The following is a 20,863-nucleotide window of genomic DNA, read 5'->3' as shown; positions in this document are numbered from 1 at the left end:
CATGTTCGATGAGATCGCATTTCTGACCGAACGGAAGGCGGAAGCCGAGGCGCTGGCGGCGCAACTCGGCGCTCGCCTTGCCGCTCTGACCGCGCCGCCGCCCGTGGTCGCCGCTCCCGCCGTCCCCGCCCGTCTCCGTCGCTTTGGTGTGTTCGCGCCGTTCCAGGCCGGGCCAGGGCGGCTTCCGGCCTACGTGCAGTGGCTCGGCCGTAGTCCCGGCTTCATCTCCGACAACGCCAACGAAACGAACGACTGGCTCAACGCCATGTCGAGCTGGCAGGACTTGATCTGGAAGTACGGGGCAACGCCGGCGACCATCGTGCTCGGCCTGCCGATCCTGCCGCGCAACAACGCGGGCCAGTTCAAGCAAGCCAACGCTGGAGCCTTCGACGCCAACCTGCGCAAGATGGCGGAGGCGGCCAAGCCCATGCTCGATCGCACGGTGGGCGGCACGGTCTACACGATCTACATCCGGCCGGGCTGGGAGTTCAACGGCAACTGGATGCCGTGGTTCGCGAGCAACCCCGCCGACTTCATCGCGTACTGGCGCCGCTTCGTCGGCATCTTCCGGGAGGTCGACCCCCGGTTCCAGTTCGTGTGGTGCTCGACGCTCGGGCAGATGCACATGGACACGTTCGCCGCCTACCCGGGCGATGACGTGGTCGATGTGATCTGCACCGACGTCTACGATGAGGCCTGGGATGTCCAGCACCGCACCGACGTGGCGCTGAGATGGAAGGACAAGTTCCTGAACGGCAAGTTCGGCCTGACCGCCTTCGCCGACTTCGCGGCCAAGCACAGCAAGCCGCGAGCATTTACGGAGTGGGGCCTACGCAACCTGTTCCCACCGAAGGACTACGCGTCCGGCGGCGACAATCCCTACTTCATCGAGCAAATGGCGGCACAGTTCGACGCGCTCGGAGATCGACTGGCGTTCCAGTGCTACTTCGAGCGCTCCGATCAGCTCTCGTCTCTGTCTGCTGGCAAGTCGCTCTCGGACGGCAATGGGGGCTGGACGCCCACGCCGACGCTGTTCCCGAAGGGCGCCGTTCGCTACCGCGAGCTGTTCGGCCCGCAGGCTTGACCAACGAACTGGATGGCGAGAGCCCTCCGGCTCAGATGTCTGAGACCCAGCGATCCTCGATTGGCGCGTAGAAGGCCCAGGAAGGGCCTCGCCGGGTTTCGAGGCCCCTTCACTGCTGACAAACCCTTCCCTGCCGTCCTGGCGTTGAATACCCCGTTGAACGGGGCTCCAGTCGTGTAGGGTGTCCGGCGATCCGGCGCGTTGCCCCTGCTTTGCCGGACCCGGACAGGTGTCCGGGGCACGCGGCACCCATGGACCCGCCATGGTCCGGGCATGTCGAAGCCCGCCGCCGTCTCAACCGCGCTCTGCGCCACCATGCCGATCCCGGCCATGGATGGCACGTCGGTTCCGACGCACATCCATCTCCTGCCGGCCGGCGAAATCCGCACGGTCGACGGTCGCGGCCCCTACCGGGTTGCGGATGCCACCGCACTGATCGCCGCGAGCATGGCGGACGGCGCCCGCCTCCCCCTCGACGAGAACCACTCGACGGATCTGGCCGCGCCGCGCGGCGAGACCGCGCCGGCGCGTGGCTGGATCGTTGGGCTCCAGGCCCGGGACGATGGGATCTGGGGAGAGGTGGAGTGGACGCCCCACGGGCGGCGCCTCGTTGCCACCAAGGCCTACCGCAACATTTCGCCCGCCATCGCCTACCGGCCGGACGGGACCGTCGTCGGCGTGCTGCGAGCTTCCCTCGTGAACCGCCCGAACCTGCGCGGCCTGGTCGCGCTCCACCAGCAGGAACAGCAGATGGATCTCTTGGCGAAGCTCCGGGCGAAGCTCGGGCTCAAGGACGATGCAGACGACGGTGCCGTGATGGCCGCCCTCGACGCGGCGATGACCAGCACCGCGACACACGCGGCGCAGCTCGCACCGATCGCCAAGGCGGTCGGCCTGAAGGATGACGCGGACGGCGGCGCGATCCTGCTGGCCGTCCAGGGTCTCTCCGACCCGTCGAAGATGGTCCCGGCGACCGCGCTTGTCGCGCTCCAGTCCGAGCTGGCAACCGTCGTCGGCGGCATCGCCCGCGAGAAGGCGGTGTCGGCCGTGGACGCCGCGATCAAGGCCGGCAAGATCGCCGCGCCTCAGGTCATGCGCGACCACTACATCGCCCGGCACATGGCCGACCCCGTCGCCGTCGACAAAGAGCTGGGAGCGATGATCTCGCTCCACGGCGTCAGCGGCGCGCGGGTTACGCCGCCCGGCCTCGCGAAGGATGGCACGCCCGGCCTCGACGAAGAGGAGGCGCGCCTGGTCGCGCTGATGGGTGTCGATCCCGAGGCATTCAAGAAGAACAAGGCCGCCCAGGGCCTTGGCGAAGGGGCTCTCTGACATGGTCGCGCTCACCACCAACCGCAGCACTGTCGCCCGCTCGGGCGACACGCGCGAGCCGCCGGTGAAGGCCGGCGCCACCATCCATGGCGGCAGCATGGTCGCGGTCGACGCGTCGGGCTTCGCGGTCCCGGCGGCGGCCGTCGCCGCGCACCGCGTCCTCGGCCGCGCCGAGCAGCGCGTGAACAACGCGGCCGGCGCCAACGGCGCCGTCCTCGCGCGGGTGCAGACCGGCATCTTCCAATACGGCAACTCCGCCGGCGCCGACCTCATCGGCCTGAAGGACATCGGGCAGCCCTGCTACGTGGTCGACGATCAGACCGTGGCGCTGACCTCCGCATCCGCCGCCCGGCCCGTGGCCGGGACGATCTTCGACGTCGATCAGCTCGGCGTCTGGGTGAAGTTCTCCTGAGGTCCGCCGCACCATGATCATCAACAACGCGAACCTGCGCACGCTCTACACCGGCTTTTCAACGGCGTTTCAAAACGCCTTCGACGGGGTGCGGCCGCTCTATACCCGAGCGGCCCTGACGGTGCCGTCCTCGACCCGCTCGAACGAGTACGGCTGGCTCGGGCAGTTCCCGCGCATCCGGGAGTGGATCGGCGATCGCGTCGTCCAGAACCTGGAGACCCACGGCTACACGATCCGCAACCGGTCCTTCGAGAGCACGATCGGCGTCAGCCGCGATGACCTCGATGACGACAACCTCGGGATCTACGGGCCGATCTTCTCCGAGTTCGGCCGCCAGTCCGCGACCTTCCCCGACGAGCTGGTCTGGGCGCTCCTGGCAGCGGGCTTCACCACCCTGTGCTTCGACGGTCAGTTCTTCTTCGACATCGATCATCCCGTGCTCGATGCCAACGGCGTGCCGGTGTCGGTCGCGAACACCGATGGCGGCACGGGCGCGCCGTGGTTCCTGATCGACGCATCGCGGGCGATCAAGCCGATCATCTTCCAGAGCCGCCGGCCCTTCACGCTGACCCGCATGGATGCGCCGACCGACGAAGTCGTCTTCAACCGGAAGGAATACCGGTACGGCACGGATGGGCGGTGCAACGTCGGCTTCGGGTTCTGGCAGCTCGCCTGGGGCTCCAGGCAGGCTCTGGACGCTGCCCACTATGAAGCGGCCCGCGTCGGCCTCGCGACGATGAAGGCGGACTACGGCCGACCCCTGGGGATCTCCGGCAACCTGCTGATCTGCGGGCCAGCCCAGGAAGGCGCCGCCCGCAAGCTCCTGAACAGCGAGTACGGGCCCGGCGGCGAGACCAACCAGTGGAAGGGCACCGCCGAGCTGCTGGTCGTTCCCTGGCTCGCCTGACCCCCGCCTGAAACCGGCGCGTCGGCTCCGACGCTGCCCAGCCCCTGATCCCGAGGAAGCACCATGGCGAAGGCCAGCAGACAGATCACGGAAACCGCCCCGAAGCCCGGCGCCGCCAGGTCGGTGGCGGATACGGGGACGGCGGGCGCCGCGTCGTCCGTCTCCGGGGAGGCGGCCGGCGGTGCCGCCTCCGAAGTTTCGGCCGCTGCTATCGCGGCCGCGCAGGGTGGCGCTATGCCGGCCCTCAACCACGATGCGTCCGAGGCCGCCGCCGCCGAACTGCTGGCCGGTCGCCCCGAGGCGGCCGCGCGTGCGGCCGAGGACGTCGCGGGCTCGGCGCTCCGCGCGCCCGGCGTGGGCAGCGGCCCCGCCTCCGAGCCCTTGGCCGATGCGATGCGCACCGGAGACGTTGCCGATCGTGTCGTGTTCTCGGAGCTTGCTGCAAACCGGCAGCAGCTCGGCGACGCGCCCGCCGGCGATGTCGAGACCGAGGTAGGCCTAGCCGCCGGCATCCCGCCGAACATCATGACCCGTGATGGGTCGTTCGGCTCAGCCGAGGGTCGCCACCGCCGGGAAGACGTCGGCCGCGTCGTCGATCCCAAGCTACTGCTCCGGGCCGATCCCGAGCTGCTGCGCCACGACATCGCGGCCCAGCGCGACACCGCCCGCGATCTCGCCATGGTCGCCATCACCGGCGCAAAGCTGGCCGCGCCCCTGCCGGGCACGGCCGAGGGCACGGACGCGCTCCTGGCGGAGGGCTTCGATCTCGTGGTGGTCTCCCGCCAGGACGGGTTCCGCCGGGCCGGTGTGGCGCACCCGGCCGTGCCGACGCTCCGGCGCACCCGGGATTTCTCACCCGCCGAGATGGAGGCGCTGTCGGCGGAGCCGATGCTAATCATCCGGGCCTTCCCGTGATCGGGCCGCGCCCGACTGTCGGGCGCACAGTCCACTGGATCAGCCCGGCCACCGCCGCGCCGATCGCCGGCATCGTCACCGGCGTGTTCGAGGCCGGTGACGGCGGCGACATGGTCACCCTGACCGTGTTCGAGCCGGGGCAGCCGCCCCGCCCCCTGCCCGAGGCCATCCGCCAAGGCACGACAGCCAACACCTGGTGCTGGCCGCTCAACTTCCAGCCGCTCGCCCAGACCCCGCGATGACCTACGCCCAGAAGTCCGACCTCATCGAGCGCTTCGGCGAAACCGAGCTGGTGCAGCTCACGGATCGCACGAACAAGCCCGCCAGCGTCATCAACGACGTCACCGTGGCGCGGGCGCTCGGCGACGCCACCAGCATGATCGATGGCTACGTGTCGAAGGTCTATGCCCTGCCGCTCGCCAGCGTGCCGGAGCACCTGGTGAAGCTGACGGCCGACGTCGCCCGGTACTATCTGCACGGCAAGGCGGCCGACAAGGATAGCCCCGTGACACGCGCCTACAGCGAGGCGGTGACCTGGCTGAAGGACGTCGCTCTCGGACGCGTGAAGCTCGATGATGGCGGCGTGACGCCGCCGGCGGCCGAGGGCTCGGCCGGTCGCGTTACTGGCTCCCGGCCCGTCTTCACCCGCGACAGCCTGCGGGGCTTCTGATGTCGGGCACCAGCATCCGCATCGAGGTCTCGGACGCCGAGATCGCAGCCGGCATCCAGCGCCTGGCCGACACCGGCCGCGACATGCGTCCCGCGTTCGAGGACATCGGCGGGGCCCTGCTGTTCTCGACGCAGAACCGGTTCCAGGCTCAGTCCGGGCCGGACGGGCAGGCGTGGGCGCCCTTCGCCCCGTCGACCCGCAAGCGCATGCCGGAGAGCCGGCGACCAGGCGTGCTGCTGCGCGATCGCGGGCGCCTCTATGCCAGCCTGACCTTCGCCGCCGACAGCGGCGCCGTCGAGGTCGGCACCAACGTGGTCTATGCCGGCATCCATCAGTTCGGCGGCGATATCGTTCGGCCCGAGCGCCAGGCAAGCGCCACCTTCATCGTGGCGAGCCAGGGCGCGGCGACCGCCAAGGATGGCCGGCGCGTCGGGTCGCGCCTGCGCTTCGCTCGGGCCAGCACGCGGGCCAAGTCGAAGCACACCAAGGCCTTCACCGTTCCGGCGCACTCCATCCGCATCCCGGCGCGCCCCTATCTCGGCATCAGCGACGCCGACAAAGTCGAGATCCTCGCGATCCTGGCTGATCACGTCGCCGACACCAGCCCGGCGGATGGCGCGCCATGATGGTCGCGCAGATCATCCAGCGCCTCCAGGGGGCGCCCAGCTCGCCCTTCGCCCTGGTCGAGGGGGCGGCACAGCTCGCCTCGCTTGGAACCGGCGCGCCCAACGCGACACCGGCGGCCTACGTCTACGTCACCGAGGAAGCGGCGTCCGAGAACGAGCGGATGAACGGCCCCCCGCTTCAGCGGATGGAGATCGACGTCACGGTCCTGCTGGTCGTGGAGAACGTCTCGGACGGCCAGGGCGCGGCGGCGGCAGCCGACGTCGAGGCGGTCAAGAGCTTTGCACGCGCGGCCTTGCTCGGCTGGCAGCCGCCGGCGGCCGACGACGTCATCACCATCGTCGGCGGCCGCCTCGTGCGGGCGAAGGACGGGCTCGTGTGGTGGGAGCTGATGTTTGCCGCCGCCACCTACCTGGAAGGAACAGCGTGATGGGTGCTCGCGAGGGCGGAAGCTACCTCGCCGGGAAATCCGGCGACCCCAAGCTCCAGGAGCGCACGAAGGCGCCCGAGCTGCACGTCATCAAGGACCCCGGTCCGCCGGTCGACGTGCCCACCGCGCCGGCGCCGCCGGTCGATCCGGCCACGCGCGAGCCGGCCGCGCCGACGCCCGCCAAATCCAGCCCCAAGGAGTGACCCGTGGCGAGACGCTACTATCGCAAGCTGGCTGCCCTCGCGAAGATCGAGGCGACCTATGGGGTCAATGCCGCGCCGACTGGTGCGGCCAACGCCCTGGTGATGTCGGACGTGTCGGTCACGCCGCTCCAGGGTGATCAGGTCTCGCGTGACCTGATGCTCCCGTACTTCGGCGACCAGGGATCGGTGCTGGCCGGTATTAACGTCCGGGTCGAAGGCTCCATCGAGATCGCAGGCGCGGGCGCCGCCGGCGCCGTGCCGGGTTACGGCGTGATGCTCCGGGCCTGCGGCCTCTCCGAGACCGTCACGGCGGGGGTAAAGGTCGAGTACCAGCCCGTCAGCGGTGGGCAGGAAGCCGCCACCATCTTCATGAACCTCGACGGGGTGAACCACGTGCTCCTCGGCGCGCGGGGCACCGTAACCCTGTCCGAGACCCCCAAGCAGATCCCGAGGTTCCGCTTCACCATGACCGGCCTTCTCGGGCCGATCGCCGACACGCCCCTGCCGACGCAGGTTCTCACGGGCTTCCAGAAGCCGCTGGTCGTGTCGGCGGAGAACACGACGTTCTCGCTCCACGGGCTGGTGGCTCCGATGGAGAGCTTCACCCTGGATCTCGGCAATCAGGTTGAGGCGCGGATGCTCGTCGGCTCCGAGAGCATCGAGATCGTCGACCGGAAAGCCAAGGGCACCGCCGTGATCGAGGCCGTCTCGCTCGCGACGAAGGACTGGTACGCGGCCGCCAAGAACTCGGTCGTGGGGCCGATGCTGTCGCGCCACGGCCTCGTCGCTGGCAACATCGTCGAGATCCAGGCTCCAGCCGTCCAGGTCGGCCCGCCCACCCACGGCAACACGCAGGGCGTGCTGAACACCTCGCTGCCGCTGATGCTCTGTCCGGTCGCCGGCGACGACGAGCTGATCATCCGCGTGCTCTGAGCGCGCCGCTTAGGCCGTCTTCAACGCCCCTTCAAACCGCTCTCAACCCGAGGCTCACGCCCATGTTCGTCGTTGCCGCGAAGCGCCTGTTCTGGTGGCCCGTCGAGGTCAAGGTTCCGCACCCCGAGAAGGCCGGGGAGTTCCAGGAGCACACCTTCGAAATGCAGTTCGAGGCGATGTCCCTGGAGCGCGGCCGCGAAATCGACGCCGCGCGCAACGCCCTACCGGCAGACAAGCGGGACGCCTTCAACTTCGACTACATCTTCGAGCTGACGAAGGGCTGGCGCGACATCGTCGACGCGGATGGCGAGGCCGTTCCGTTCACGCGCGAGAACCTGGAAGCCCAGCTCGGCTTTGCATGGTTCCGCACCGGCGTGCTCGCCGCCTACGAACAGGCGATCACCGGCCAAGCGGCCCGCCTGGGAAACTAAGGGCGGCGGCCCGCGCGCTCGCCTTCCTCTGGACCGGCCGCGCCGATCCGGAGGCGGTTGCCGGGCTCGATGCCGGGACGCGGGCTCAGTTCGAACGGCTCGGCGTACCCGCCGACGCGATGCCCGGCGGAGAGGTCTCCGCGACCACGACGGTCGAGGTCTGGGATGATCACTGGACAGCCTTCTGCATCTTCCGCGCCTGCGGCACGCAATGGCGTGTCCTCGCGACGCGAACTGCTCTCCTGCATCTCGGGCTCGACTATCCCGGCGTGGACGTCGTGATGCGTCGCTTGTTGCCGCCCGAGATCGATGACCGGGCCGTGTTCGCCGACGTCATGGCGATGGAGGCCGAAGCCCTGGTTGTCTTGAACGGGGATGCCGCATGACGCTGCAGCTCGCCGTTCGCATCACGGGCGACGCCTCGTCCCTGACCCAGAGCGCCCTGGAAGCCACCTCGGCGGTCAAGGGTGTCGGCGCAGCTGCCACCGGTGCCAGTGCGCAGGCGTCGGCCGCCGCCGGTGGCCTGGACCGGGTGGCACAGGCGACCACCGGGATCACCACCGCCCAGCGGGAACAGGCGGCGGCCGCGACCGGCGCGGCGGCGGCGATGGACGCTGTGGCACGCGCGACCGGTGCGGCGGGCCAAGCGCAGGCCTCGGCGACAGCGGCGGCGTTGGGCCAGGCGGCCGCGATCGCCAAGGTGAACGCAGAGGCGGCCGCCCTTGGCCGGACGGTTCAGGGCAGCCAGCGCAACGTCGCCGAGTTCATGGCCGCCGGGATCGCGCCCCGCGCTCCGCTCACTCCGGCTGGGCAGCCTGTCGCCCCGGCTGCGCCGGCGCCCCCGCGCTCACCCGCCCCGGCTCCAGCTCCCGCTCCGGCGGCCCCGTCGCCCGCACCGGCCAATCAGAACCTGCGGCGCGATCAGTGGACGAACCTCGCCTACCAGGGCAACGACATCGTCACCTCGCTCGCCTCCGGCATCTCACCGATGCAGGTGCTGGCTCAGCAGGGTGGCCAGGTTGTCCAGGTGCTGGGCGAAACCCCCGGCGGGATCGCAGGCGGCCTGAAGATCGTGGCCGGTCGCGCCATGGAGATCCTGACGCCGGTGCGCCTCATGGCAGCCGGCTTCCTCGGGGCCGCCGCCGGCGTCGTCTATCTCGGCACGACCTGGGCCAAGACACAGGCGGAGATCCGCGAAGGGCTCGCCGGCATCGGCACGATGTCCCGGGCCACCGTCGGCGACATCGAGCGGATCGCCGAGACGGCGGCCGCCGGTGGCAGGATCGGCCGCTCGGACGCGCGTGGCGTCGCGACCGCGGTTGCCGCCACGGGCAAGGTCGACGTCGCGAACGTGCCCGACATCGTCAACTTGGCGCCCGGCTACGCCAAGCTCTTCGGCAAGGATCTGAAGGAAGCCGGCTCTGACCTTGCTCGCATCTTCGCCGATCCGGTGAAGGGCGCGGCCGAGCTGGACGCGCGGATCGGCGGGCTTGACGCCAAGACGCAGGTCTACATCCGCACGCTCGTCGAACAGGGCAACCGCCAGGAGGCGATCCGCCAGATCGTGCGGGCCTTCTCTCCTGACCTCGACGCCGCCTCCGAGAAGACGTCGCGGTGGGCCAAGGCCTGGGGCTTGGTCAGCAGCGCGGCCGAGGCAGCCGGAAGGTTCGTCGCCCGGCCCTTCACGGACGACCCGACCAAGGAGCGTCTGGCGAAGGCACAGGCCGAACTCGACAGTGCGGAGTACGCCCGCGAAGAGGGCACCGGCGGCGACATGGTCCCGACCATCACGCGCCTGCGGAAAGAAATTGCGGAGCTGACGGGCAAGGCCGCCGAGGAAGCGGCTGCGCCCGGAAAGAAGGCGGCCGCCGAACTCTCAAGGCAGGCTGACGACGCGGTTCGCGCACTCCAGCCGGAGATCGACCAGCTCGAAAAGCTGAACGCCAGGATCCTGCTGCTGCAAAAGCTCCAGGGTGACAGCCAGGCGCAGAAGGGGCTCAGCGCCAGCGCGCAGCAGGTTCAGAGCGCCCTGGACCTCGCCCGTGGTGCGGTCGAAACCTTCATGTCGGCGCAGGACAAGGCCCGCGCCTCAGAAGCTCTGACAATCCGCTCGATCGAAGCGCGGACGGTGGCCGAGAAGGCGGCGATCGCCGCCGAGCGCGAGCGCTTGGCGCTGGTCGGTCAGGCTGTCAGCGAGGACGATCGCCGGCAGCGGGTCGAGGCGGCCAAGCAAGCCGTGTTGGCGCAGTCCACCCGCGATAGCCAGGACCGGCTGCGCGGCGCCAACGACAACGCCGCCACCGCCGGCCTGCTGCCCTACCAGCGCCAGCGCGCGGAACTGGAGGCGAAGTACCGCAAGATCTTCCTCGACGATCAGGGCAACCTGCCGGCGATCGCCAACGACCAGAAGGCCAAGGCGGCGGAGCAACAGGCTCTGGATGCCGAGGCCGTGGGCGGGCCGTTGCGGGACGCGAACCGGGGCCTGACCGAACAGGTCGCGGCGCTACGCCTCCAGCAGGTTGCCTTCGGTGCTTCGACCGAAGCGGCCGCCCGGATGGCGGCGGCCCAGCAGCTCATCAATCAGTACACCGCCGCCGGCGTGCCGATCACGGCCGACCTGAAGCGCGGGATCGACGAGTATGCCGCTGCGGCCGGCAAGGTCGCGGCCCGCCAGGAGGATCTCTACCGTCGGCAGCGCGAGCTGGTCGGCGGCCTCGACGATATGCGCTCGGGGACGCGCTCGGGCGTCACGGGGATCTTCTCCGACGTCAGCCAGGGCAAGAACCCGCTCGCCGGTATCACGTCCTCGATCAGCTCGATGGCATCGCGCGTCTTCGACCGTCAGGTATCGACGCCTCTGGCCAACGGGCTCTTCGGGCAGGAGGGCAAGGCCGGCGGTGGGATGTTCGGCGATGCCCTCGGCGGCATCTTCGGCAAGGCGCAGGGCCTGACCACGGCCGACATCTCCGCCGGCATCGTCAACCTCAGCGGTCCGGTTTCCGGTGTGGGTGCGCTCGCCGCCTCCGCCGCGAACAGCAACGTGCCGAGCGCGGCCAGCGTCGCGGCTGGGCTGACGGGCAAGTCCGGCAGCGACCTGGAGCGCGCGGCAGCTGCGATCCGCACGATCGAGAGCGGAAGCCCGGCGGGCAACTATGGCGCGCTCGGCCCGCTCACGAAGTCAGGGGACCGGGCCTATGGCGCCTACCAGGTCATGGGCAACAACATCCCGTCCTGGACCAAGGAAGCGCTCGGCAAGAGCCTGACCAAGGAAGAGTTCCTGGGCGACAAGGGCGCCCAGGACGCGGTGTTCAACAGCCAGTTCGGCAAGTCCCTTTCGAAATACGGCAACTCGAACGACGCGGCATCCGTGTGGTTCAGCGGAAAGCCGCTTGCCCAAGCCGCCGGGCTGAAGGATGTGCTCGGGACGTCCGGCAGCAGCTACGTCGACAAGTTCAACAAGGCCCTGCCTGGCGCTCCGGCAGCAGCACCGGCGGCCACCGCCGCGATGCCGCAGCTCCAGAACCTCGACGCCTCCTTGCAGTCGTTCAACACCTCCACGACGACGGCCACGCAAGGTCTGTCCGGGCTGACCAGCAACCTCACGGCGCTGCCGGCGCCGCTGGCCCAGACCAGCCAGGGTCTGACCCAGGTCGGCAGCTCGCTCGGCTCGGGCGGGGGCGGCGGCATCCTCGGCGCCATCGCCAGCCTGTTCGGCGGCAATGGCTCCGCGCCGGCCACCGTCGCGGCCGCCGGCGGCGGGCACGTCACCGGCCCGGGCACCGCGACCTCGGACAGCATCGCGGCTTGGCTCTCCAACGGCGAGTTCGTCGTGAACGCGGCCGCCACCAAGCGGAACCTGCCGCTCCTGCATGCCCTGAACGACAACCGCATGCCGGCCTTCGCAGAGGGCGGCCTGGTCGGCATGGCCGTCCCGCCAACCGCGCGCCAGGACGCGTCCGCCGGCGAGGACCGCGCACCGGCGCGTGGCGCGGCAGGCGGCGGCGGGATGGAGTTTCACCTCCACGACAACGCCGGGGTCCAGGTCTCGCAAAAGCAGACCACCAACGAGCGCGGCCAGCCCCGCATGGACGTAACGCTGGATCGGATGTTCGCCGATGCCGTGAGCCGGCCGGGCTCGCGTACCGGTCGCGCTCTGAAGGGAAGCTGGGGCATCGATCGAACCCTCACGAGGCGCGGATGATCGTCTGGCCCGAGACCCTTCCGCAGCGCTACCTCCGCGACCGCTTCCGCGCCAAGCCGAATGACGGGCGGCTGCGCACCAAGACCTCGACCGGCCCAGGCAAGTCGCGTCTGCGCTCACGCGCCGTGCTGAAACCCATGTCCGGCCGGCTGGAGATGAGCGGCGCCCAGCTCGACCTCTTCTGGGCCTGGTTCGAAAACGACATCCGAGGGGGCAGCATCCCCTTCCTGTTCCCCGATCCGCACGGCGGCTTGCCCATCCTGGTGATGATCGGCGACGAGATGCCGGAGGAGAGCAACACCGCCGGCGATCGCTGGGAGCTGTCGCTGTCGCTCGATCGCCTCCCGGTCGGATCGTTCGAGCCCGGCCTGCCCGAGCTACCGGCGGGCTACGCCTTCCTCGTCCAGGATGGCGCCTACGTGCTTGTCGATCGCGTGCCCATCATCGTGCGGGTGGCGGCATGAGCCGCGCCTTCTCCCAGGCCTTTCGTGCGGCGCTCCTGGCCGAGAACACGGATGAGGCAGTGGCCGCCCTCGTGACCATCTCGCATCCCGAGCTGGCCGGTGGTCCGCTGCGGGCCTCGTCCTATCCCGGCACATGCGTCTCGATCGACCCGTACCTGTTGGGCGTGGTCTCGCGCGGCCAGACCTTCCTCTACGTCGAGTTCGCCTTCACGCCCCCGGAGGATCGCGAGGACCAGGAGCCGGCCTTCGAGATCCGCATGGACAACGTGGCGCGCGAGACCGTGGCTCTCCTGCGGTCGACCGGGACGCCCGCCCTGGTCACCGTCGAGATCATCGCTGTCGATCGGCCGGACCTCGTCGAGGTCGAGTTCGCGGACTTCGACCTGGTCTCGGCCGAGCACGATGAGGAGACCGTCACGCTCGGCCTCGCCCTCGATGACATGTCGAGCGAGCCCTACCCGGCCGACTGCTTCACGCCCTCGAACTCGCCGGGGCTGTTCTGATGGCCTTCGCCTTCGATCACTACGTGGGCATCCCCTGGCTCGATCGTGGCCGCGACCTCTGCGGCTGCGACTGCTGGGGGCTGCATCGTCTGATCCTCCTGGACGGCGCTGCGATCGAGCTGCCGAGCTACGCCGAGGCCTATGCCGGCGTCGCCGACCGTCGCGTGATCGCCGGCCTGATCGCCGGCTCGCGCGGGGACTGGCATCAGGTGCCGGCGTCCGAGGCGCGCGCCTTCGACACCGTCCTGATGCACGATCGCCCCTGGCACGTCGGCACCGTGGTGCGGCCCGGCCGCATGCTCCACGTGCCAGAGGGCCGCGCCAGCGTCATCGAGCCCTTCACCAGCGGGCGCTTCGGCCGGCTGGTCGAGGGCATCTACCGGCACGAGGCGCTGGCATGACGGCGCTGATCCCCGGCCCCCTGCATGGCGAGCTGCTCGGCCCCGGCGACACGGTCGCGGTGATCGCGGCCCTGCATCCCCTCAGCCCCTCGCGGGAAATCCGCCACCTGCCGGCCGGTCTCAGCCTGACCGAGATCGTCGCGATCGCCACCGCCGGCGGTCGCTACCGCCACGGGAGCCTGCGCGTCTCGCTTGGCGCCGACCAGGTGCCTGCCGATCTATGGCCCCGCGTCCGGGTGAAGGCCGGGGCGACGGTGGTGCTGCGCGCCGTGCCACGCGGCGGCGGCGGCGGACTGTTCAAGTCGCTGGCCATGCTCGCGGTGGCGGTGCTGACCGCCTTCGTCGCCCCCTACCTCACGCCGATCCTCGGCACCTTCGGAACGGCGGTGGTGACTGCCGCCATCACGGTCGGCGCGGGCCTGCTGCTCAATGCCCTTTTCCCGGTCAACACCAAGAAGAACGGCGGCAACGTCTACTCGATCGGCGGAAACCAGAACCTCGCCACGAAGTACCAGCCGTTCCCCTCGGTTCTCGGGCGGATGCGGACGTATCCACGCTACGGCGGGTCAGCCTACACCGAATTCGACGGCGACGATCAGTACGTCCGGCTGCTCTACGTCTGGGGCTACGGGGCCCTCGACATCGCGGACTTGAAGATCGCCGAGACGCCGATCTCGGCCTACCACGACGTCCAGATCCAGACGTACTACGGCTATCCGACCGATCCGAAGCCGACGCTCTACGCCACCACGGTGGTGCAGCAGGATCTCAACATCGAGATCAAGAACGTCGACGGCTGGACCACGCGCACCACGTCCGAGGACGTGACGGAATGGGCGCTCGACATCGTCTGCCCGAACGGTCTCAGCGCGACCCGTAACTCCGGCAAGACCACCGAACAGACCGTCTCGATCGAGATCCAGCGCAGCGTCGCCTACGCCAACGACTTCGTGGCCGTCGAGACGCTGACGATGACCGCGAACTCCACGAAGCCGATCCGTCGCACGGTGCGCCGTCCAGAGGCGGTTGGCACCTATGACATCCGCTGGCGCCGCGTGACGCGCGACTTCGACGGGGACGCACAGGTCAACGCCACCAGCACCGTCACGGCCCTGCGCAGCTACCGCCCCGGCGACCCGCTGACCTTCCGGAAGCCGCTGGCGATCACGGCCCTGCGCATCCGTGCCACCTCGCAGTTGAGCGGCATCGTCGACAACCTCAACGGCATCGTGACGAGCCGGGTAAAGGCCTTCGATGGGACCTCGTGGGTGGCGGACGTGCCCAGCCGCAACCCGGGTGATCTCTACCCGTGGGTGCTGCAAGGACCCGCCAACGCCAAGCCGCGTGTGGATGCCAAGATCGACTGGCCCGCGATCCAGCGCTTCCGCGAGAACTGCCGGGTCAAGGGCTACACCTACGACTTGGTGCACGAAGAGCAGAAGAGCATCCTGGCGACCTGTCAGGACATCCTCTCGGCCGGGCGCGGCGTCGTGGTGTTCCACGACGGAAAGTGGTCGGTGGCCTTCGATGAGCCGGATGCGCTCATCGTCCAGCACTTCACGCCGCGCAACTCCTGGGGCTTCTCGGGCAAGCGCACGTACAAGCGCCTGCCGCACGCCTTCCGGGTCAAGTTCCGCAACGAGGCGCGGGGCTACCGAGAGGACGAGATCCTCGTCTTCGCCGATGGCTATGACGCCAGCAACGCGACCCTGTTCGAGGAAGTCGAGTTCCCCGGACAGACGAACCACAAGAACGTCTGGCGGCTCGGGCGCTACCACTACGCCCAGCTCCTCCTCCGGCCGGAGGAATACCGGCTCTCGGCCGACATCGAGCAACTCATCTCGACGCGCGGGGATCGCGTCCGCGTGCTCCACGACGTCCCGAAGTGGGGGATCGTGGCCGCGCGGGTGGTCGCGGTGTCAGGCAACCTCGTGCACGTCGACGAGCGCGTCCCGATGGCGGCCGGGCGCAGCTACTGCGTCCGGTTCCGCCTGGCGGATGGATCGTCCGGCGTGCGCCTGATCCAGACCGTCGCGGGCGAGGTCGACGCCGTGACCCTGACCGGGGGCGATATCGTCCCGGCCGCCGGCGACCTCTGCATGTTCGGCGAGGTCGGACAGGAGACGGTGGTGCTCCGCGTCAAGGAGATCGTCCCCGGCGAGGATCTCTCGGCGGAGCTGACGCTGGTGGACGACGCGCCGGAGATCGCCCTTGCCGATCAGGGCGTGGTGCCGGACCCGGTCGGAGGCGGCAACGGCGACACCTCACAGACTCTGCGGCCGATCAACCTTCGCGTCGTCGAGGGCAACGCCGGCGCCGATGCCGGCTACGCACCGACCGTTACGCTCCTCTGGGATACGCCCTCCGGCGTGTCGCCGATCCGCCGCTTTGAAGTGGCGTTGAAGGGGCCTTCGGACAGCGCCTACGGCGCGCCGATCGAGGTGACGCCGACGCTCCGCTCCTACACCTGGCAGTCGCTGCCGCCGGGCGAGACGAGCTTCCAGGTCCGCAGCCTCTTCGAGGACGGCAGCTATTCAGGGTTCGCCACTACGAGCCAGGCGGTGGTGTCCTGGTCGGCCGCGCCGCCGGCCGTGACCGGCCTGCGCGTCACCGTGGTCGGCGGCCTCGCGATCTTCTCGTGGGATGGTCCGCGACGCGTCGTGGCGCAGCTCGAACTGCGCTACTCGCCCGCCACCAGCGGCGTGACCTGGGAAAGCGCGACCCCGGTCGGCTCGCGCGCCAACGGCACCACGATGAGTGTGCCCTTCGCGGCTGGCACCTACCTGGCGAAGTTCCTCAACGGCGGCGGCACCTACTCGCAGGCGCCGACCACGCTGGTGGTCACGGCAGCCAGCGCGGCGGACGCCCGCGTCGGGGGCGAGATCTTCGACATGGAGCCCTTCACGGGCGTGCATGTCGGCACGATCGAGGCCGATGGTGGTGTGCGTCTCGCTCCGGACGCGGGCGGGGTGGTGGGCGATGGCACCTATACCCCGGCCGACGTCATCGATCTCGGCGCGATCTACGTCTCCCGGATCTCGGGCGACCTCATCGCCCATGGCCTCGACACCCGCGATGGCTCGTCCGGTGCCCCCGATATCTACGGGGTCGACGAGTTTGCGTGGGGCGCCGTCCTGGAGCTGCGCAGCACCCGCGACGATCCCGCCTCGCCGGCTGCGACCTGGACGGAATGGTCGACGTTCTCGGCCGGCGACGTCACAGCGCGCGGTTTCGCGGTCCGGGCGCGACTGAGCAGCGACAGCCAGGGCATTACCCCCGTGGTGGAGCTGATCCACCTGCGCGCTGACATCGAAGCCCGCACCGATGCGGTTGCGGCCCTGGCGATCCCGACCAGTGGTCGCCGGGTCGAGTTCCGGCCCGCCTTCCAAAGCCGGCCCGCCATCGCGGTCACCGGGCGAGACTTCGCGACCGGCGATGTCCTCGACTGGGGTGCCACGGACGGGACCGGTTTCACCCTCACGGTTCGCAATCGCGACGGTAACAGCGTCGCGCGGACCATCGATTTCATTGCCTCAGGCTATGGCCGGAGATTGAGCTGATGTCTCGGACCATTGAATTCGGAACGGCGCTGGCCGCTCTAGGTCTCGCCAGCCAGGCGGCCCTGGCTGATGAGGTCATGCGACGTGGGCTTGGGGATGCCGGCGAGGCGCAGGCCCGACAGACAGCCGTCGCCGACCTCCTGCAGCGCATCCGACGCATCAACGCGGGCCTCTACCCGGCGCTGCGGCCCGGCGACAACCCAAGCGCCTTCAGCGGGTCGTTCGACAAGGGCAACCCGGACGATCTGGCCCCACTCTCCGATGCAGACTACCCGCTCCAGGTGGTGGACGATGGGCTCGGCCGTGACCTGTTCGCCACGCGCGACATCTGGGAGCGCGCCCTTCATCCGGTGGGTGGCGGTGAACTCTGGCGCGCCCGCTGGAGCTACCAGCGCCGGGCCAACTCCTCCGACCCTTCGAACGATAGCGTTCAGCGCTTCGTGTTCTGGTACGGTCCCGACCGGAGCCCTCTAAGCGCGACCGAGGTCGGTTCGGAAGCCCCGGTCATCGCCAGCGGCTCGCGTGCCTTCTCGCAGATCATCGGCTCCAATCTGGCCATCGAAGGCGCGCTGGAGCCTCCGCCCGGCGCGGCCTACTTCCGCATCGGCATCCGCGCCTACGGCCTCGAGCAGCGCACGACGGTGACCGATCTCGGCGCGGTCGAGATCACCGACGCGCTGCAGGTCTTGCTCGACCTCATTCCCCCGGACAGCGCGCCAGCGTTGGCTGCTGCTCTGGCCGAGGAGGAGAGGCGCGCCACGGCGGCAGAGGCGAGCCTGGGGCGTTATGCGGACACGATCGACGCGAAGGCCGACGCCCTCCGTACGGAGGTCACAGAAGCCACCGATGCGGTCGGTTTTGCCAACCTCGCCGAACGCTTCGGCTTCCTCACCGCTGCGGCCACCGCGCTGGACGATCGGGCCGACCACCTGGAGGGCATCCCTGCCCTGGGGGTGGGTGCGGTGACCCTCGGCGCGCCGCCCGTCGAGGCGGCATACCTGACCGACGCCAACGTCGTCGGCGGTGTGCGGGCGGGTGGCGTGCGCTACGGGCGCCAGCCGGACGGGCGTTATCTCGCCGGCCTGTCTCACCGTCCCGCCCTGGGAGTGGGCGCGCTCGTGCTCGGGGCACCCGCAGCGGACGAGATCCGCTTGGACGGCCGCAGCATCGTCATGTCCGGCCGGGCCGGCGGGCGCGCCCAGGTCAGGACGGCGGCGGGCCGCTATGACGGCGAGGCTTCCCGCCGTCCCGCGCTCGGCATCGGCGCACTCGGCGGCGACCTCGTCACGGCGGCCCGCCTTGATGCAGGCGGACGCCCCGTCGCCTACGCTACCGCAGGTCGCGGCGCGATCGCGGTGACCTACGTCGCCACGCCGGCCGGTCTGATCCGGCAGGAGGTCGGAGCGGGTGGGGCGATCACCGGCCTCTCGGGCGGGAACACGATCCAGTCCGGATCGACCCTGCTCATCCCGGCCGTCACCCTCGCGCTGCCGTTCCGGTCCTTCACGACACGGGGCGGCTCCGTCACCCGCAGCGTGCCGGCGGCGGTCGCGGTCGCCGACGAGCTCGTGCAGTGCCGCGATGGCGAGACCGAGTTCCTGGCCTATCAGTTCCTCGGCGCCGCGCCTGTTACGGGCGTGCGCCAGGACAACGGTCAGGCCGTCACCGAGGGCACGCATTTCACCGTCAATCGGCAGATGGGCTACGTCGTGTTCGCGGCAGGGTTCTCGTCCAGCTACGTGCCGGTCAAGTTCGCCTACCAGGGCTATCCGCAGCGGGCCGGCTTCGTGTCGTGCGGCTATAACGGCGTGCCGGTTCTCACCGAGGGGCAGGCGGTGGGCCGCACCTGTTCGATGTACGAGCCCACACTGCCGGCCGGGCACACCGGGATCGCGCGCACCTTCCAGTATGTCGACGCGTCCGGAGCGGCCCAGACCGAGATGTCGTGGATCTACCTCTACGATGGCTTGGTGAAGCGCGACGAGGCGGCCGTCACGCGCGCTACGATCCTGCGCAATCGCGGGCTGCTTTCCCGCGCGCGGCGCAAGGCGATGATCGACCCGGCGCGCTTCCGGCTCGTCGGTACGGGCGACAGCCGGACCCAGGTCGGCGGCGCGCAAACGGTTCACCCGACCAACACCGCCGATCCGACGAACCAGAACTTCTACGCCAACGTCAACCGCGACACGATCGGGTTTTTCGAGACCTACAGCGCCGACGCGAAGTCGAAGATCCCGCGCTACACCTTCAACAACGGTGCCAATGCGAACGACAACGTCAAGGTCGGGTGGAACTGGGTTCTGCTCGACTACCTCGCGCGGGTCTACGGTGTCACCAACGCCTATGCGAGCCAGGGCGACCTGGCTACGGGCGGCTATCTCAACTTCGGCATCAATGGCACCACGTTCGCGGCCGATGCGTTCGCGGACGGGCGCCTCAACGGCACGAACCCGGCACGCCTGAGCGCGCAGACCGCCTCCCGGCCCCACCTCGCCGTCATCGCCTACGGGGCCAATCAGTCCGACTTCGCTCAGGCGCCCGGGCAGATCGAAACCCTGGTGAACGCCTTCGAGGGCGTCGGCTGCGACTGCCTATTCCTGCTCACGGGGCGGCCGAACAGTCTCTGGAAATCGGACGGGGTGACCCTGTTTCGGGACACCTGCGACGCGGTTCGCCGGACCGTCAACCGCTACGGCCACGAGGTCGCCTACGCCGATACCCAGCGCGTCTTCGACCCCGAGACCATGTCGGCGGCCGGGCTGTCGGAGTTTGAGATCGGCGAGGCCAGCACCCGCAATCACGACGGGGTGAAGGAATTCCGCCTGTTCGGCGGCCTGCTCATCGAGGCGCTCGCGCCCTGACCATCCACGTTTGGAGATGACCAATGATCGATGAAATCGACGAGGGCGGCACCTCGGCGTTCGTGAGCGCGACTTCGGAACGACAAAGCCCGCAAGAAGCGGCCCTGGCCGCCCTGCTGCTGCCGGCCTCCCGCACCGGAACCGTCGTCGTGATCGACGCCAGCCGCGAAACGCTGGTGGAATACGGCGGCGGCAACGACGACCCCGCGCTGTTCCGCCTGTTTGATCGGGCCTGCAATTCGGTCTGGGTGCCGGAGGCTGTGCGCGCCCGCCATCCGTCCCGGATCATCGATCCCCGCACCGGGCGGCCAGCCTATATGTTCGGCGCCGGCGGCTCGGGGCCGAACGCGCTGACGCAGGACGCCAACGGCTGCCTCGTCCAGACCGAAGCGACAGCCAAGTCGATCTGGACCCCGAACACCGGCTTCACGGCATGGTGGAAGGCGTTCATCCCCACGCGGGGCTCCACTTCGCACGGGGTGACGTGGGGCGCCAACACGGGCGGCGCGATCTTCGGCAATCGGATCGGAGCGGATGCACAGATCGGCTACCTCGGAACCTCGCTCGGCAATGGCACACTGATCGCCGCGACCAGCGACAGTGGCCAGGGCGTCTCCGGCAGCACCGACCTGCGCCTTTCGGCGGTCCACAGTGCAATCGTCACGCACGACGCGCAGTCCGGCACCGCCCGGCTTTGGCGCAACGGTGCGATCGATCCGGAAGGCACCCAGACCGTGCCGGACATCGGCAGCGCCGCCGGAGCCGCGCGCCTCGCGCTCGGTGCGGCGCTCGGCACGAACAACGTGCCAGCCTACCGCTTCACCGGCCTGATCTACGCCTGCGGGTTCGTGAACGCCCCGCTCGGCAACGACAAAGCCAACCGCGACATCATCAACGCCTACCTCTCGACGCGCTGAGGCGCGGCGCTCCTT

The 20,863-nt window shown here is 69.6% G+C and carries 20 protein-coding genes; all 20 read left to right on the top strand.

Going from position 1 to position 20,863, the window contains the following annotated elements; genetic code table 11:
* The first annotated feature begins 1 nt into the window (after nucleotide 1).
* The 20 genes from OF380_RS21750 (at nucleotide 2) to OF380_RS21655 (ending at nucleotide 20,848) form a co-directional block, all read left to right on the top strand.
* The gene (locus OF380_RS21750) at nucleotides 2-1,084 is read left to right on the top strand and encodes a glycoside hydrolase family 26 protein (RefSeq protein WP_264047501.1); all 1,083 of its coding nucleotides are present in this window, start codon (nucleotides 2-4) and stop codon (nucleotides 1,082-1,084) included.
* A gap of 273 nt (nucleotides 1,085-1,357) precedes the next feature.
* A complete protein-coding gene (locus OF380_RS21745; protein WP_264047499.1) occupies nucleotides 1,358-2,416 on the top strand; it encodes a phage protease in 1,059 nt (352 codons plus the stop codon).
* 1 nt (nucleotide 2,417) lies between these two features.
* A complete protein-coding gene (locus OF380_RS21740; RefSeq protein ID WP_264047497.1) occupies nucleotides 2,418-2,828 on the top strand; it encodes a hypothetical protein in 411 nt (136 codons plus the stop codon).
* Between the two features lie 13 nt (nucleotides 2,829-2,841).
* A complete protein-coding gene (locus OF380_RS21735) occupies nucleotides 2,842-3,735 on the top strand; it encodes a Mu-like prophage major head subunit gpT family protein (RefSeq protein ID WP_264047494.1) in 894 nt (297 codons plus the stop codon).
* A 63-nt stretch (nucleotides 3,736-3,798) separates the two neighbouring features.
* Nucleotides 3,799-4,650, top strand: coding sequence for an HI1506-related protein (locus tag OF380_RS21730; RefSeq protein ID WP_264047492.1), 852 nt, complete (start codon nucleotides 3,799-3,801; stop codon nucleotides 4,648-4,650).
* Nucleotides 4,647-4,892 carry a hypothetical protein gene (locus OF380_RS21725; RefSeq protein WP_264047490.1) on the top strand — a complete coding sequence of 82 codons (246 nt, stop codon included), beginning with the start codon at nucleotides 4,647-4,649 and terminating at the stop codon, nucleotides 4,890-4,892. The genes OF380_RS21730 and OF380_RS21725 overlap by 4 nt, the downstream gene beginning before the upstream one ends.
* Entirely contained in the window at nucleotides 4,889-5,320 is a 432-nt protein-coding gene (locus OF380_RS21720; protein WP_264047489.1) for a gp436 family protein, read from the top strand. The genes OF380_RS21725 and OF380_RS21720 overlap by 4 nt, the downstream gene beginning before the upstream one ends.
* A complete protein-coding gene (locus tag OF380_RS21715; RefSeq protein WP_264047487.1) occupies nucleotides 5,320-5,946 on the top strand; it encodes a phage virion morphogenesis protein in 627 nt (208 codons plus the stop codon). The genes OF380_RS21720 and OF380_RS21715 overlap by 1 nt, the downstream gene beginning before the upstream one ends.
* A complete protein-coding gene (locus tag OF380_RS21710) occupies nucleotides 5,943-6,374 on the top strand; it encodes a phage tail terminator protein (RefSeq protein ID WP_264047484.1) in 432 nt (143 codons plus the stop codon). Before OF380_RS21715 ends, OF380_RS21710 begins: the two co-directional genes overlap by 4 nt.
* A complete protein-coding gene (locus OF380_RS21705; protein ID WP_264047483.1) occupies nucleotides 6,374-6,577 on the top strand; it encodes a hypothetical protein in 204 nt (67 codons plus the stop codon). Before OF380_RS21710 ends, OF380_RS21705 begins: the two co-directional genes overlap by 1 nt.
* Before the next feature lie 3 nt (nucleotides 6,578-6,580).
* Entirely contained in the window at nucleotides 6,581-7,510 is a 930-nt protein-coding gene (locus tag OF380_RS21700; protein ID WP_264047482.1) for a phage tail tube protein, read from the top strand.
* Nucleotides 7,511-7,572: 62 nt separating this feature from the next.
* Nucleotides 7,573-7,941, top strand: a complete 369-nt coding sequence (locus OF380_RS21695; protein ID WP_264047480.1) for a hypothetical protein — start codon at nucleotides 7,573-7,575, stop codon at nucleotides 7,939-7,941.
* A 119-nt stretch (nucleotides 7,942-8,060) separates the two neighbouring features.
* On the top strand, nucleotides 8,061-8,327 hold the full coding sequence (locus tag OF380_RS21690) for a DUF1799 domain-containing protein (RefSeq protein ID WP_264047478.1): 267 nt from the start codon (nucleotides 8,061-8,063) through the stop codon (nucleotides 8,325-8,327).
* On the top strand, nucleotides 8,324-12,142 hold the full coding sequence (locus OF380_RS21685) for a phage tail length tape measure family protein (protein WP_264047476.1): 3,819 nt from the start codon (nucleotides 8,324-8,326) through the stop codon (nucleotides 12,140-12,142). Before OF380_RS21690 ends, OF380_RS21685 begins: the two co-directional genes overlap by 4 nt.
* Nucleotides 12,139-12,606 (top strand): hypothetical protein, encoded by a 468-nt coding sequence (locus OF380_RS21680; RefSeq protein WP_264047474.1) that lies wholly within the window; start codon nucleotides 12,139-12,141, stop codon nucleotides 12,604-12,606. Before OF380_RS21685 ends, OF380_RS21680 begins: the two co-directional genes overlap by 4 nt.
* Nucleotides 12,603-13,109, top strand: a complete 507-nt coding sequence (locus OF380_RS21675; protein ID WP_264047472.1) for a hypothetical protein — start codon at nucleotides 12,603-12,605, stop codon at nucleotides 13,107-13,109. Before OF380_RS21680 ends, OF380_RS21675 begins: the two co-directional genes overlap by 4 nt.
* A complete protein-coding gene (locus OF380_RS21670) occupies nucleotides 13,109-13,510 on the top strand; it encodes a C40 family peptidase (protein WP_264047469.1) in 402 nt (133 codons plus the stop codon). Before OF380_RS21675 ends, OF380_RS21670 begins: the two co-directional genes overlap by 1 nt.
* Nucleotides 13,507-17,070: a host specificity factor TipJ family phage tail protein gene (locus OF380_RS21665; RefSeq protein ID WP_264047467.1), complete on the top strand. Its 3,564-nt coding sequence runs from the start codon at nucleotides 13,507-13,509 to the stop codon at nucleotides 17,068-17,070. The genes OF380_RS21670 and OF380_RS21665 overlap by 4 nt, the downstream gene beginning before the upstream one ends.
* Nucleotides 17,070-19,931 (top strand): SGNH/GDSL hydrolase family protein, encoded by a 2,862-nt coding sequence (locus OF380_RS21660; protein WP_264047465.1) that lies wholly within the window; start codon nucleotides 17,070-17,072, stop codon nucleotides 19,929-19,931. Before OF380_RS21665 ends, OF380_RS21660 begins: the two co-directional genes overlap by 1 nt.
* Before the next feature lie 23 nt (nucleotides 19,932-19,954).
* A complete protein-coding gene (locus OF380_RS21655; RefSeq protein WP_264047463.1) occupies nucleotides 19,955-20,848 on the top strand; it encodes a hypothetical protein in 894 nt (297 codons plus the stop codon).
* Nucleotides 20,849-20,863 lie beyond the last annotated feature (15 nt).

The sequence above is a fragment of the Methylobacterium sp. FF17 genome (assembly GCF_025813715.1).
Taxonomy (GTDB): Bacteria; Pseudomonadota; Alphaproteobacteria; order Rhizobiales; family Beijerinckiaceae; genus Methylobacterium; species Methylobacterium flocculans.
Note: the sequence above shows the minus strand (reverse complement) of the source record. Positions and strands in the feature narration are given on the sequence as shown.